Consider the following 14,238-nt stretch of genomic DNA (forward strand, 5'->3'; position numbering starts at 1 on the left):
GCGTCATGCGACGGCCCGCCTCACCGGCACCGAGGACATTACGGGCGAACCGCCGCGACGATCACACCCGGAAGGCGGCTGAAGGATCGAGGTTGGCGCTGGACCATGAGCTGCGTGGGACGCAGCCGGCGGCGCCGCAAGAAGAGACCGAGCTTTCCTTCTCCGCATGGTCCGTCGGATGCGGTTCCTTTGACGGGAAGTCCTGAGGTGGGAGAACTCTGGTCGGGCCGCCGCGGGCATCGGCAGTCACGGATGCCGATGCGACTCCCCGGTACCCTGTTTGCTCGGTTGCGCAGACCAACCGCCGACCGGGAGGACAGAGGTTCCCGGGCCGGCGCGACTCAGTACGACGAAACAGGGGGATGACGTGCGCAGGTGGGGAAGAATCTCGGCGGCACTGGCCTTCACCGTGGGTGGAGTGATGACGACCGGGGCGGCTGCTTCGGCGAGCACGGCGGGGCAGGCCGACCATGGATGCGCGAGCGGGTGGGTGTGCATTTACCGGGGATGGGAGGAGTGGGCAGCCAGCACCCCGGAGCACACGTACTACCGCTACGGCACGTACAAGTTCTACAACGAGTTCGACATTCACATGGCGTTCAACAACCAGACCGGTGGCGCCAAGGCGTACCTGTGCCGGAACTCCAACGGCACCAACTGCGACCAGCTGCTGATCGCCGATGGCGTCTACTCCGTGAACTTGACCCCGTACAACTCGATCAAGCTCACTCCGTAGCCCGGGCCGCGAGGCCGGAGCCTCAACTCCCGCCCTCATCCGAGGAGCAGCAGCCGGAAGCCGACCGGCGCATCGTCAGCCCGTGGCTCCATACCGCCTGGCGATGCGCCCTCGCGCCGATGGTCTGGGCATGAACTGAACAAATGATCACCCGTGGGCTCAGGAGCCTCGATGCTTGCTGGCAGAGGGGCACCGTCACGGGGCCTGGCGTCTCCCACTGAGTGGTGTGCATCGTGAAGTGGGATGCGGTTCAGCGGCTGATCCAGCAGGGGGTGGACAGGACTGTCGCGCTGCTCGTTGATCTGGTCGTCGCGTCACTCAGGTTCGGTCACAGCAGGGTGGACCAGTAGCTCCAGAATCGGGTGCCGATCAGCATCAGGACGGCCAGGCACCACGTGAGCGGCACGGCCCAGGGGAACTCGCGCAGGAACCCGGCCACGGCCCGGGGTGCGGGAAGGACACCGCGTGTGACGTTGTGCGCGGTGACGCAGCAGACCTGGACGATGGCCACTGCCCAGGTCAGGCAGCACCACAGGCACAGGGTGCCGATCACGTAGAGCGCCTGGGTCATGAGCCACATGCAGAAGCCGGCGGCGAGCAGCGTGGCGAGGTTGATCCCGAGCCAGAACCATCCCCGCATCCTCGCGCCGGCCAAGGCGGCACAGCCGACGACGGCGAGGGCCGGGTAGAGCAGGAGCCCGAGCAGGGGGTTGGGGAAGCCGAACACGGCTGCCTGCCCGCTGCTCATCACGCTCGTGCAGGACAGGATCGGGCTGAGGTTGCACGAGGGGGCGAAGTGCGGGTCCTGCAGCAGGCGGAACTTGTCCAGGGTGATCGTGAACGAGGCCACCGTGCCAAGCGCGCTGGTGACGATGAGCAGCCAGGCGAGCCCGGGGCCGGCGGTCCCGGTGCGCCGGTTCACCCGGCACATGCTGGACTTGATCTGCCTGATCTCCGAGGATGTGGGGTACCACGGCAACTGGGCCGTGGCCGTCGGCGCCAACCGGCTCCGCGGCCGACGCCGCTGGAGCCAGCCGGCCATCTTCGCCAGCAACCACCAGTACAGCGCCGACACGTACGAGGAGAGCACCGGCGCCACGCTGGCCGAGCTGCGCGATGCGCCGGGCACGGTGACGCGAAGGCTCCTCGGTCCCCTGCTCCGCTCACTGGACTCCGAAGAGACGTTCGCCAAGGCCCTGACCGACGAGGAATGATCCTCGCCCCCGGGGCGTTCCCGAGGCGGAATGGCGGTCCGCTGCTCGGCTCGTTGAATCGGCTGTGCCGACGGAGAGACCCACTGCCGGGCCCCGCTGCTGATGTACGCGATCCCGAGCCCTTCGGCGAGCCCGGGGCGAGTGGGGCGGGGGAGTGGTTCAAAAGCCGCTTCCCTCCCTTCTCCACCCACTACGTCAGGGAGGTCAAGCCGCGCCGGAACGCCGCCTCCGCCTTGTTCCCTGGCTTCTTCGAGCCCTGAGGGCGGCGGCCAGCGCCGAAGTGAGCTCCGCATGGGCGGCGGCCGTCACCGGGTGGGCCGCGCCCCGCACGCCCAGTGCCTCTAGGCGGTCGCGTTGCTGTGGCGGAGCAGCATGTCGGCCATCACGTGGCCGCTTCCGGCCTCCCGGGTAGGATCCGGCCGGTCGAGCCGCAGCGAGTCAGAGAGGAGTGGAAAGATGAGTTTGTCCGGATTGCTTGGTCCGCTATTGCTCCTTGCTTCGGCAATGGCCGGCGCTCGTGCGGCCACGGCCTTCGACGGTACTCACCTTTGTCGAGCGCGATCTCGGCCTGTGAGGGTGGGGCTGCAGCTGGCCTTCGTGGTGAGCACGACGGTCCCACTCGGCGGGATGGTCATCGTTGCCTTCGGACCGCTGCTTCTCCTCCTGACCGCGCTCCCCTGGTTCCTGGCAGCGCTGACTGTGGGGATATCGATGGCATGCTGCAGGAGGTTGGCTCACCGGGCGCGATGAGGCGTGCGCGACTCCAGGGTCTCGCACGATCCAGCTCAACGGCCGGGCGGCTACGGTTTCACGCCCAGTCGCCGTGTCAATCCCCTCGGATTATGGAGATCTTTTAAGCGGCCAGCTCCAAGCCGGAGTCGGCTCGATGGTCGTGTTCGTAGCCGATCGGACTCTGATACCCACACACGCTGTGTAGTCGGTGGGTGTTGTAGAAGCCGGTGATCCAGGTTGCGATCTGCATCCGGGCCTCGGTGCGTGTGGCGAAGGTACGCCGGTGGGCGTACTCGACCTTGAGCACGCTGTTGAATGCCTCGCTGACGGCGTTTACGAAGAGGTGTACGGGCCTTGGCCACCAGACACGCGATCAGTGCCACCGGCCTGTCCATGGTGTAGTCAACGTCCCTGCGTGGTTGGCTGCGGCTCCTCCAGGACCTGCTGCTCACCCGGACGGGCTGGGCCCGATCTCGGCCCGCGCCGGAATGAGGTGTGCGGGACAGACCTCGGTCCCCGTGTGACGGCGGGACGCAGTACGGCCGGGGCCGCCCCCACCCTTCTGACCGTACAGACCCGAACCGCCCCTTGGCGGGGGCGACAGCCCGTTACCGATAGGCGATCAAGCACGCGATCAGCCACCCCATGAGGAGCGTCGTCGTCGCGCACACCCAGCGACGCATGGCGTGTGCGGTGGGCAGGCGCAGTCCGCTCACCGCCACGGCCCAGGCGCAGGTGGTCACCAGGCAGTGGATCTGGATGGTCCTGTGCGTGAGCGCGTCACATCGGGTGGTGAAAAACAGGACGGTCTCGCAGTAGGTGCCGTTCAGACGCATGTGAAACCCGCCGACCCATGCCGCAACGGCCAGCAATGAGACGCAGATCCCTGCGAGCAGACGAGCCGTGATCGAAGCAGGAGCAGGGCGCCGGTCACGGGTCATGCGAGATCCTCATTCTCCATGGGCGAAACATAGATGACATGGGTCGATGGCCGTATCTGCTCGAATGCTCATGCCCTATCCGTACCCGTACTCAGCTCGTTCGTCCTCCAGCAGGGGATCGAGCAGGAGCCGGCCGAGCGACAGGCCGGCTGGTGCCGAAGCGGACCTCGATCGACTGCGGGGAGCGGACCCATCCGAGCCAGACCATGTGGTCGAAGTCCACGCGGCATACCCGGAGGCGGGCGGTGGCCTGCTCGGGCCCGAGTGGGGTGTCGGCGGCGACCAGGTCCGCCAGGGCCTTGCGGCGGCAGACCTCCGCGACCTGGCCGGGGTGGTGCAGGGTCCCGTCCGGGTTCGCGCTCGAGGCCGCGCTGTGGACCGGACGCGCCGCCCGCCTGGCGCGGATCACCACCAGCACCTGGCAGCGCCTCGCCCTACTCGCCGGCCCCGCCCCGAAGCCCAGCAGGCAGAGCGGTCGCGTTCACGTCGTCCAGCACGGAACGGACGTCCACGAGACGCAGGCGATCCGGATGACCGACGCCAATGTCGTCACCTGGCTCACCGACCCGCAGGACCCCCGAGAACTGACCGAGTACGGTCCCGGCCCCCGAGGGGCAGGGCTGATTCATAGTCGTCGTTGGGAAACATCCGGGCTGTTCAGGGCAGGTTGAGCAGGTCGAGTGGGCGGTCGTGGGGTGCGTAGGAGACCTCGCGCAGTCCGGCCGCGATGCCCTTGTGCCCGGCGTCTCGGAGGGTGTCGATGGCGAGGTTGCGCAGGGTGGCCATGTTCTCGGGGCCGTGGCCGCTGCGGATCTTGGAGGCGTCCTCGGCGAAGGTGGTGTCGCGCACGAAGTGGAGCCGGTTCTCGATGGTCCAGTGCGAGCGCGCGAGGTGGGCGAGCTTCTGCGGGGACGCCTGGAGGGCGGTCAGGTCGGTGATCGCGTAGACGGTCTGCCGGGAGACCTTGCCGGTACGGGCGTCGGTGCGGTGCCGCAGGATCTTGGCAGCCTGGACGACGTGGGGGAAGTCCAGGTGAAGGTCGGTGACGGTCAGCACCCGCAGCGAACGGGTCTCGCGACGCCCGTGGCCCAGTTCGCGGTCGTAGCGTGCCCGCGCCCGCGGCCAGGGCAGGGCCCGCAGGGCGGCGTGCAGCCGGGGCTGGTTGCCCTTCACCAGCAGCAGGAAGTGCGCCTGGCGGTCCTCGACGAGGTGGCGGGCGTGGTCGCGCTGGGTGTGCAGGGCGTCGGCCGTCACCGTCACCCCGGTGAGGTCGAACGGCGCGAGCAGGTGCCGGAACGCGGTCACCTCGTTCGTCTTGGCCGGGACCCGTAACTGGGTGACGGTCCGGCCGGTGCCGGTCACGGCGGCCAGGAGGTGGGCGGCAGGCGCGGCGTGGCTCCGCGAGCCGCGTGCGGTCTTGCCGTCCACCGCGACCTGGTCGGCCCCGGTCGGGTCGGTGCCGACCAGGTCCGCCAGTCCGCCGGGGCACACGGCGAGCAGGACCCGGCGCACGGTGGAGGTCGAGGGCGCGGTGCGGACACCGAGCACACCATGCGGACGAAACCCGAGGCGGGCGAGGGTGTGCTGAGGTGCGTGGCGGGCCCACTGCCCGATCGCGAGGTAGGAGCGGGCGCCGGCCAGGACCGCGCACGCGGCGGTCAGCAGCACCGCGGCCAGCGGATGCCGGCGACCCCGCCGGTCGCGCGGATCAGGCAGGGCAGACAACCGGTCGGCGAGGAGCGGCGCCGCCCTTGTCGCCGAGGTCATCGACACCTGGCTCCCGACCCGAAGCGCGTGACCGGTTCCGGCGGCGGCTCCTTTCCTGCGCATTCGGTCTTCGCCCCTCGCGGGGCAGGCTACGACGACCGGACCAAGTGGCAGCGGACACAGGCCGGCCCCTCGGGCGGTGGCACAGGGCCGCGGCGACTGTGATCGGAGTTATAGATTCCAATTGGATCTCACCATTCCGCTTCTGGAGTCTTGATGCCCGTTTGGGTCTTTTGACCTTCGTTACCGTCGCTCTCGCGCCGCGTCTCGCGGCGCGAGAGCAGAACGCGGAAGTCGAGAGACCGGGAAAGCATGGAAATACACGCATCCGCTCCGGAGGAGCGCGGACGGCACTGGGCCGGGAAGGGTCTTCGCCACATCGCTGGTGGACTCGCCCTGGCCCTGGGCGTCACGCTGCTGGACGGAACCAGCGCCGCGATGGCGGCTGAGACCAAGGCCCTGGCTGCCGCGGCGACCAAGGCCGAGAAGCCGACCGCGACCTCAGCGGCGGACATTCCGTCCGCCCGGGTGGCGGCGCGGTTGTCGGGCAAGCGGGTCGAGGCGCTTTCGGAGCGTACGGAGACCTCGACGACGTGGGTGAACAAGGACGGTTCGCTCACCTCCGAGGTGTCCGCGGGTCCGATCCGCTTCCGCGACCCGGCGGCCGGCGGCGAGTGGCGTGACGTGGACGTCGAGCTGGCCGCGCGGGCGGACGGTTCGGTCGCGTCGAAGGCGCACCCGAGCGGCCTGAGGCTGTCGGGCAAGTCGGGTGCGAAGGCTGCTTCGCTGAAGGCCGCGCAGACGGCCCCGGCCACCGACCTGGTGACCCTCGGCAGCGGAGACGACGCAATCACCCTGCAGTGGCGGGGCGGGCTCCCCGCGCCGAAGCTGGACGGCACGCGCGCCACCTACGAGAACGCCGTACCCGGCGCCGATGTCGTGGTCGAGGCGACCCGTACCGGCTTCGAGCAGTTCGTCGAGGTCAAGGCCAAGCCGCAGGCCGGGTTCTCCTACACCCTGCCGCTGAGGACCAAGGGTCTGAAGGTCAGGCAACAGCCGGACGGCAGCCTGCTCTTCACGGACAAGAAGTCCAAGAAGACCGCGACGATGCCCGTGCCGGTGATGTGGGACGCCACCGTCGACAAGGTCTCCGGTGAGCACACCCGCCGGGCCAAGGTCGCCATGAAGGTCGTCAAGGCCAAGGGCGGCGTGGACCTGGTCATCACCCCGGACGCCGAGTTCCTCGCCGACCCGGCCACGAAGTACCCGGTGACGGTCGACCCCTCGACCTCCACCCTCGGGAACCTCTTCGACACCTACGTCCAGCGGGGCGAAACCGTCGACTGGTCGGCGGACACCGAACTGGACCTCGGCAACCCGGGCACCAAGAACGCCGACGGCACCTTCCGCACGGCCCGTTCCTTCATCACCTGGAACACCGCCCCGATCGCGGACTCCCTGGTCTCCAGTGCGACGCTGTCGCTGTGGAACTTCCACTCCGGCAACACCGACTGCTCGGCACAGCCGTGGGAAGTGTGGACGGCCAACAACGCCTCCACCGCCTCCCGCTGGACCAACCAGCCGTCGATGGTGACCAAGATGGCCACCTCCACCCAGACCAAGGGCAACCCGGCCTGCACCGCCGACGGTTGGATCACCGCCGACGTCAAGAACCTCGTCCAGCACTGGTCCAACAACAAGTGGGCCTACTCCGGCATGGGCCTGCGCGCCACGGACGAGAACGACGTCAAGGAGTGGAAGCGGGTCAACTCCTCCAACGCCGCCTCGAATCCCCCGAAGCTGACGGTCACGTACAACTACCGTCCCCGGACGGGCACGAAGCAGGAGGCCGGCGCCCCCTTCTTCTCCTACGGCGGCGCGTACGTCGTCAACACGACGACACCGATCCTGCGTGACACCTTCATCGACGCGAACGGCGACAAGGTCCAGGGCGCGTTCCAGATCTTCGACAACGCCACCAACGCCCAGGTCGGCGAGGTCCTGCGGTCCGCGTTCGTGCCTTCGGGCCAGCCGGCCCCGGTGACCGTCCCGGCAGGCGTCCTCACCAACGGCAAGACGTATCGTTTCCGCACGTCTCCGTACGACGGTACGCACTACAACCTGGGCTGGTCCGCGGAGAAGACCTTCACGGTCGACACCACCGCCCCCTCGGCCCCCACCGGCATCACCTCCACCGACTACCCGTCGAACGCGTGGGTCAAGGGCGCCGGCCAGACGGGCACGTTCAACGTGACCCCGCCCGCGGCCGACCACAACTGGCTGGAGTGGTCCCTCGACGGTGTGACCTGGACCAAGGTCACCACCGGCGGCGCCGCCGGCGCGAAGGCGATCTCCATCGCCCCGCCCAAGGACGGCACCCACACCCTCCAGGTCCGCTCGGTCGACAAGGCCGACAACAAGTCCGAGGCGGCCCAGTACACCTTCCACGCCGGCCCGGGCGGCTTCGTCCAGCCCAGCGAAGGCGAGCGCACCGCCCGCCGCCTGCCCCTGGTGGCAGAGGCCGACGGCACCAAGTACGACAAGGCGTCCTTCTCGTGGCGGCGCTCCGAGGCCGACCCGTGGGTGCAGATCCCGGCCGGTGACGTCACCTCCGGCGGCACGCCCCTGACCACGTGGCCCGTGGCCATGAGCGGCGGCAAGAGCCCTTCGCTCGTGTGGAACGCCACCGACACGGTCAACCCTGACGGCACTGTCCAGATCAAGGCCGACTTCACCGGCCCGAACTCCGCCACCGGCGCCACCCAGCCGCTGTCGGTGATCGTGGACCGCAACGCCTCCGGCGCGGCCTCCGACGAGGTCGGCCCCGGCTCCGTCAACCTGCTGACCGGCGACTACAGCCTGTCCGCCACCGACGCCTCGGCCTTCGGCTTCTCCGTGTCCCGCACCGCCTCGTCCCGTGTTCCGGACAAGGGCGCCAAGCAGGAGGGCCAGGCCGCCATCTTCGGCAAGGAGTGGGTCTCCGGCACCGTCGCCGAGGCGACCCAGTCGGACTACTCCCACATCCGGCGGATCTCCGACACGGCTGTTGCCGTGGTCGATTCCGAGGGCGAGGAAACGCACTTCACCGCGAACGCGGCCAAGACCGGCTGGGTGCCCGAGACCGGCGCCGAGTTCCTGACCCTCACGGGCAGCGTGACCGGTTCGTTCACCCTCACGGACACCGAGGGGACGGTGACCGCGTTCACCAAGCCGGACCCGGCCGCCACCACCTGGCAGGTCTCCTCCACGCTGCTGGACGGGCTCGCCAACACCACAACCACCGTCGTCTCCGAGACGGTGACCGTGGACGGCAAGAAGTTGTCCCGCCCCAAGAAGATCATCGCCCCGACGTCCGCCGCGAGCGCTGCCACCTGCACCGCGTCGCCGGCCACCAAGGGCTGCCGGGCCCTGGAGTTCGTCTACGCCGACTCCACCACGGCCACCGCCTCCGCCTTCGGTGACATCGCCGGCCAGGTCAAGGAGATCCGCCTGTGGTCCACCGAGCCCGGTGCCGCCGCGGCGACCTCCAAGGCGGTGCACTCGTACCTGTACGACGAGGCCAAGCGCCTGCGCGAAGCCTGGAACCCGCAGCTCGGCTACGGCACGGCAACGTTCTACGGCTATGACGCGGCGGGCCGGGTCACCGGCCTGACCCCCGCAGGCGAGCTGCCCTGGTCCTTCACCTACGGCCAGGCCGGCAACGCCGCCACCGCCGGTCCGGGCATGCTCCTCAAGGCCTCCCGCTCCGGCCTCCAGCAGGGCACCAAGGACGTCGAGTCCGGCACCGCCACCACCAGCGTGGTCTACGACGTGCCGCTGACCGGCTCCGCCGCCCCGTACGCGATGGGCGCGGCGGACGTGAAGACCTGGGGCCAGACCGACGCCCCGACCGATGCCACCGCCGTCTTCCCGGCCGACTCCGTGCCCTCGTCGCATGACGGCAACGCCCTGGCCTCCGGGTCGTACACGCGTGCCGACCTCACGTACCTGGGCGTCTCCGGGCGTTCGGTCAACACCGCCGCCCCGGGCGGGCACATCTCCACCACCGAGCAGGACCGGTTCGGCAACACGGTGCGCGAGCTGTCCGCGGGCAACCGTGCGGTCGCCCTGGGCATCAGTGCCGCCGACAAGGCCACCCAGGCCGAACTCGGCATCGGCCAGCTCAGCAGTCCCGACCGCGCCAATCTGCTGGCGACCACGTCCGTGTACGACGAGACGGGCACCCGCGAGCTGGAGGAGTTCGGGCCGCTGCGGCGCATCGAGCTCACCGCCGACCTCAAGTCCGGCACCACCACCCTGGTGGCGGCGGGCACCTCCGTGACGGCCCGCTCGTGGACGGTCAACGAGTACGACGCCGGACGTCCCACCGACGGCACCGCGAAGGTCAAGGACCAGGTCACCAAGGCCACCATCGGCGCCCAGGTCCGCGAGCACCCGAGCGTCCTCGGTGAAAGCCGCGCGACGCAAACGGTCTACGACTGGGTCAAGGGCCTGCCCACCCAGACGATCAAGAACCCGGGCGGCCTCGCGATCACCGAGACCACCGAATACGACGCCCAGGGCCGCGTCATCAAGCAGCGTCTGCCCGGAGCCACCGGCACGGACGCGGGCACCCGGGTGACCACCTACTGGTCCGCGACCGGCACGGGCACCTGCCAGGGCCGCCCCGAGTGGGCGGACCTGGTCTGCTCCACCGGACCGGCCGGCGCCATCACCGGCGGCGGCAGCAACCCGTCGCAGCTGCCGACCAGCACCACCGAGTACAACTGGTGGGGCGGTCCCGCGAAGGTCACCGAGACCGCGAACGGCGTCACCCGCACCACCACGGCCACCTTCGACAACGCCGGCCGTCCCACCGCGGTCGCCGTCACCGGCGGCATCGGTCAGGCCGTGCCCCAGGTGACGACCGAGTACGACCCGGCGACCGGGCGTGCGGTCAAGACGGTCTCCCCGACCGGGGGCACCATCACCAAGACGTTCGACAAGCTCGGCCGTCAGATGTCCTACACCGACGCCGACGGCGGCGTCACCACCACCGAGTACGACCTGCTCGACCGGCAGGTGAAGGTGACCGACAACGCGCCGTCGACCGTCACGTACACGTACGACCACGCGGCCGAGCCGCGCGGTCTGGCCACGAAGACCACCGACTCCATCGCCGGTGTCTTCCAGGCCACCTACGATGCGGACGGCTCCGTCGCGACCGAGCGGCTGCCCGGCGGCTTCACCCTCACCACCGGCGAGGACACCACCGGTGCTCCGCTGCAGCGGATCTACACCCGCGACAGCGACGGCACCACCGTCTACTCCGACACGGTCACCGAGTCCATCCACGGACAGGTCACCACCCACACCGGCTGGTCCGGCCAGGCATACGGCTACGACGCCATCGGCCGCCTGACCACCGTCGAAAGCACCTCCGACACCATCTGCACCAAGGGGACCTACACCTTCGACAACCGCACCAACCGCAAGTCCCGCACCGCCGCCACGGGAACCCCGGGCGCCGACTGCCCCACCACGGGAGGGACCACCACCAGCCACGCCTACGACAGCGCCGACCGCATCGTCGACACCGGCTACGTCTACGACGCCTTCGGCCGCACCACGTCGGTCCCCGGCAACGGCACCGTCGGCTACTACGCCAACGACCTCGCCCACCAGCAGACCGCGAACGGCAAGCGCCAGACCTGGCAGCTCGACGCCGCGATGCGCTTCCGCTCGTTCAAGACCGAGACCGGCAGCGGCTCCACCTGGACCCAGACCGGCTCCAAGCTCAACCACTACGACGGCGACGGCGACAGCCCGCGCTGGGTCGTGGAGGACACCGCCACCGGCACACTGACCCGCAACGTCGAGTCCGCCACCGGCGACCTCGCCGCCACCACCGGCAAGACCGGCGACACCGTCCTCCAGCTCACCACCATCCACGGAGACGTGGCCCTCCAGCTCCCGCTGGACACCTCCAAGGCTCCCGTCGCCCTCGACACCGACGAGTACGGCAACCCGCGCGCCGGCCAGGCCGCCACCCGCTACGGCTGGCTCGGCGCCAAGCAGCGCTCCACCGAGACCCTCACCGGGCTCACCCTCATGGGCGTCCGCCTCTACAACCCCGCCACCGGCCGCTTCCTCTCCATGGACCCGGTCCACGGCGGAAACGCCAACCCGTACGACTACGTCCACGCCGACCCGGTCAACCAGTACGACCTCGACGGCAAGATCTGCTGGAGCTGCGGCTGGAAGAAGGTGAAGAAGAACGTCCGCAAGAACTGGCGGACGTATGCGAGCTGGGGTGCCACCGCAGCCTGCATCGTCGCTTCCGCCGGCGCCTGCGCCATCGCCAGCGTCGCCGTGTTCGCCGCCACGGCGGTGGCCGACGGCCGGGGCGGCAAGTGGCGTACGAAGAAGTACTGGAGGGGGCAGGCCAAGTCCGCTGCCTGGACCGCGGTCGGTATCGGAGCAGGCCGCTTCGCTGCCGGTTCCTGGTGGAAGTCCAGCCGCGGGTACACCCGCAGCGGCAGACACGCGGCAGGCCGCGGCAGACACTCCAAGCGGGTCTCCTACCGCCGTACGGCGTGGGGCTACGCGGCGAATGCCTGGACGGGAACGCTCACCTGCGGAATGAGCTGGAAAATGCGGTACTGCTAGCGGACCCGGCTCCGCCAAATAGCTGACCGATGCCGTTGGGGGGGGTGTCGTACCATCCGTGTGCGACACCCCCTCGCATATGCGACGAGCCACCACACCGAAGGCTTGGCATGACCTACCGAAACCGATTCGTCTTCACCGCCTCCGCGGCAATGACCGCGGCCATGCTGGGCGTGGCCGTCTATTTCCTCTTCTTCGATTCGGGGGCCCCGGACAGCCTCTGGGACGTCTTTCTCGCATTGGCTGCGCCGTGCGCCGTCACCTGGGTGCTCGTCCGCGTAGGCATCACGCCCTTCGTGGCCTGGGACACGGAGAGCGTGACCGTGTGCAACCCCTTTGTCCTGTATCGCGCGCGCCTCGACCAGATTCGGTTGCTCGGCAAGGAGGGCCGCGGCGGCGCCTTTGACATCGAGGGGATCGGCACCGTTCTGCCGTGGGCCATGACCCGGTCGGTATTCGACGGGAAGAGAGCCAACGCGGCCCGCCGTGATCTGCGGCACGCCGTGCTCCAGGCCGCGAAACCGGCCCCGTCCGAAGCCCGGCGCGCTCCGGTACGCAGGCCCCGCTTCGGATGGTACGACGTACTGATCATCCCGTTTCTGGGCGCCGTGATCTGGGCTTTCCTTCCCTGAACCTCTCCGCTTCCCGCCGCGGAGGAGGCATACGACCTCGGGACTGGTGAGCTCACGTATTCAACTGTCGCCGTTCCCCGAGGTATTGAACCTCTTTCATCCTGAGTCTCCGCACATCAGGAGCGTGTGGATGGCTTTCACGACGGAGCCGATCCTGTTGGTGGCGCATCGGGCTCGGCGGAGGATGCGCCGGGCCGACTGCACCGGTCCGAACCTTGCCGCAGGGCTTGATCAAGTTCCCTGGGTGTCCGGGTTGTTGGTGATGCCCAGGAGCGGGAGGGCTCGTTCGGGCTGGTCGCGGATTGCGCGGGTGGTCTTGGCGATGTTGACGGTCGTGTCCCGCCACGTGGTGTAGAGGATCACGTTCCGCTTCGCCAGCGTGCCACCTGTGACCACCGCGTTGGTGCCGAGGGGGCAGTAGTGATGCTCGCCGTTACACCACTCTGCGGGACGCGATCAGCTGGTACGCGTCGAGCCGGCGGCCATGGAGGCCACCGGCTCGATTTCCTCAAGGGGATGGCGGGTCAGACCCAGCCGGTATCGCCCTCCATACCCCACTCCGGATCAGTGGTGACGCCCCAGCCGGCGTCGCTGTATCCCCATCCGATGTCGCTGTTCACGACGCTCCCCTCCCTGTGGGCGGCGCCTGTGCTGCGCCGTTGGGGTGACCGTAACCGCAGGCCGGGGCGTCACACCAGCCTCGGAAATCGAACAGACGTATTATTCGAGCGTGAGCAAGCACGACTTCCCCGACGACCTCAAGAAGGCCCAGACCGAGCTGCACCGTGCGTGGGCCGAGTACCGGACGCTGTGCCGGGCCCTGCCCTGGTCCGTGGCGCCGGCGCCCGGCTGGCCAGGGCCCAAGCACCCGCACACCGAAGAGGTAGTCCCGGGGCGGGAGGACAGTCCCGGATACACCCCCGAGCAGGTCGCCCGTGAGGCTGACCTGTGGGCGCGGATCCGGGAACTGTCGATCCAGGTGTCCATGCATCCGCACTGGGCCACGCTGGAGCGCGGCCCGCAGCTCGTCGACGCCCGGATGGCGCTGAAGCACGACCCGGACGTCCTGGCGGCATGAGGCGGCGAGCACCGTGGCCTTGTCGATAGCCGAGCGGATCGAGAAGCACCGGACCTTGCTGGTATGGCTGCGCCACCAGGTCGCGGTCGAGGAGCGCACGATCCGGGACCTTGAGCGGGAGGAGGCCGAGGATCAGCGGCGCCGGGAACAGGCCCACCGCGAGACGACGTGGAAGCTCCAGCCCGCCCGCGCGGTCCAGGGCCACCCGATGCTGTATCGGGGGAACTGAGGCCAGTACACCCGGGAATTCGGGCTGCTCAGCCGCGACGAGGTGGTGATCGCGTTCCAGGAGTTTCCTGACCTGGAGATGTGCGCGATCTGCGCCCTGTGGGGCAGTCTCGGTATGAATCGGCCCACACCCCGCCCTGCCGGGAGCGAGACGGAGGTCGAGTTCCCTTAGTAGGTGTTGTCGTACCGAACCTGAGGGCGGTGTTTTCGCTGGTCAGGCATAGGTTCGGTGTTCCCGTGGGAGGGGTGGCCTGTCGTGTCA

11 protein-coding genes and 2 pseudogenes are annotated in these 14,238 nt (G+C 69.1%); 7 read left to right on the forward strand and 6 right to left on the reverse strand.

Annotation, left to right across the window (positions count from 1 at the left end; genetic code table 11):
* Window positions 1–490 precede the first annotated feature (490 nt).
* Window positions 491–736: a hypothetical protein gene (locus ACFW2Y_RS28900; protein ID WP_384885069.1), complete on the forward strand. Its 246-nt coding sequence runs from the start codon at window positions 491–493 to the stop codon at window positions 734–736.
* Between the two features lie 328 nt (window positions 737–1,064).
* Here the strand turns inward: ACFW2Y_RS28900 and ACFW2Y_RS28905 are convergent, their stop codons facing one another.
* Window positions 1,065–1,667, reverse strand: coding sequence for a vitamin K epoxide reductase family protein (locus ACFW2Y_RS28905; RefSeq protein ID WP_384885070.1), 603 nt, complete (start codon window positions 1,665–1,667; stop codon window positions 1,065–1,067).
* Here ACFW2Y_RS28905 and ACFW2Y_RS28910 point away from each other — a divergent pair.
* Complete coding sequence (locus ACFW2Y_RS28910) at window positions 1,666–1,950, forward strand: hypothetical protein (RefSeq protein ID WP_384885071.1); 285 nt, start codon at window positions 1,666–1,668, stop codon at window positions 1,948–1,950. The two genes, ACFW2Y_RS28905 and ACFW2Y_RS28910, sit on opposite strands and share 2 nt — an antisense overlap.
* Before the next feature lie 853 nt (window positions 1,951–2,803).
* Here the strand turns inward: ACFW2Y_RS28910 and ACFW2Y_RS28915 are convergent.
* The 3 genes and pseudogenes from ACFW2Y_RS28915 to ACFW2Y_RS28925 form a co-directional block, all read right to left on the reverse strand.
* Window positions 2,804–3,004 (reverse strand): annotated as a pseudogene (locus tag ACFW2Y_RS28915) (IS3 family transposase); the annotation flags it as partial.
* Between the two features lie 286 nt (window positions 3,005–3,290).
* The gene (locus tag ACFW2Y_RS28920) at window positions 3,291–3,518 is read right to left on the reverse strand and encodes a hypothetical protein (protein ID WP_384885073.1); all 228 of its coding nucleotides are present in this window, start codon (window positions 3,516–3,518) and stop codon (window positions 3,291–3,293) included.
* A gap of 250 nt (window positions 3,519–3,768) precedes the next feature.
* Window positions 3,769–3,984 (reverse strand): annotated as a pseudogene (locus ACFW2Y_RS28925) (hypothetical protein); the annotation flags it as partial.
* On the opposite strand from ACFW2Y_RS28925, the gene ACFW2Y_RS28930 reads away from it, so the two are divergent.
* On the forward strand, window positions 3,923–4,294 hold the full coding sequence (locus tag ACFW2Y_RS28930; RefSeq protein WP_384885084.1) for a hypothetical protein: 372 nt from the start codon (window positions 3,923–3,925) through the stop codon (window positions 4,292–4,294). The pseudogene ACFW2Y_RS28925 and the gene ACFW2Y_RS28930 overlap by 62 nt on opposite strands.
* Here ACFW2Y_RS28930 and ACFW2Y_RS28935 read toward each other — a convergent pair.
* A complete protein-coding gene (locus ACFW2Y_RS28935) occupies window positions 4,281–5,390 on the reverse strand; it encodes an ISAs1 family transposase (RefSeq protein ID WP_384885074.1) in 1,110 nt (369 codons plus the stop codon). The two genes, ACFW2Y_RS28930 and ACFW2Y_RS28935, sit on opposite strands and share 14 nt — an antisense overlap.
* A gap of 438 nt (window positions 5,391–5,828) precedes the next feature.
* On the opposite strand from ACFW2Y_RS28935, the gene ACFW2Y_RS28940 reads away from it, so the two are divergent.
* Entirely contained in the window at window positions 5,829–12,038 is a 6,210-nt protein-coding gene (locus ACFW2Y_RS28940; protein WP_384885082.1) for a DNRLRE domain-containing protein, read from the forward strand.
* A 110-nt stretch (window positions 12,039–12,148) separates the two neighbouring features.
* The gene (locus ACFW2Y_RS28945) at window positions 12,149–12,670 is read left to right on the forward strand and encodes a hypothetical protein (RefSeq protein WP_384885075.1); all 522 of its coding nucleotides are present in this window, start codon (window positions 12,149–12,151) and stop codon (window positions 12,668–12,670) included.
* A 231-nt stretch (window positions 12,671–12,901) separates the two neighbouring features.
* Here ACFW2Y_RS28945 and ACFW2Y_RS28950 read toward each other — a convergent pair whose 3' ends face one another.
* Window positions 12,902–13,033, reverse strand: a complete 132-nt coding sequence (locus ACFW2Y_RS28950; RefSeq protein WP_384885077.1) for a hypothetical protein — start codon at window positions 13,031–13,033, stop codon at window positions 12,902–12,904.
* 367 nt (window positions 13,034–13,400) lie between these two features.
* Here ACFW2Y_RS28950 and ACFW2Y_RS28955 point away from each other — a divergent pair, with 367 nt between their 5' ends.
* Together ACFW2Y_RS28955 and ACFW2Y_RS28960 are read left to right on the forward strand one after the other, a co-directional pair.
* Window positions 13,401–13,748, forward strand: coding sequence for a hypothetical protein (locus ACFW2Y_RS28955; protein ID WP_384885079.1), 348 nt, complete (start codon window positions 13,401–13,403; stop codon window positions 13,746–13,748).
* A gap of 13 nt (window positions 13,749–13,761) precedes the next feature.
* Complete coding sequence (locus ACFW2Y_RS28960) at window positions 13,762–13,977, forward strand: hypothetical protein (RefSeq protein ID WP_384885080.1); 216 nt, start codon at window positions 13,762–13,764, stop codon at window positions 13,975–13,977.
* Window positions 13,978–14,238 lie beyond the last annotated feature (261 nt).

This window comes from Streptomyces sp. NPDC058877 (assembly GCF_042742855.1).
Taxonomy (GTDB): Bacteria; Actinomycetota; Actinomycetes; order Streptomycetales; family Streptomycetaceae; genus Streptomyces.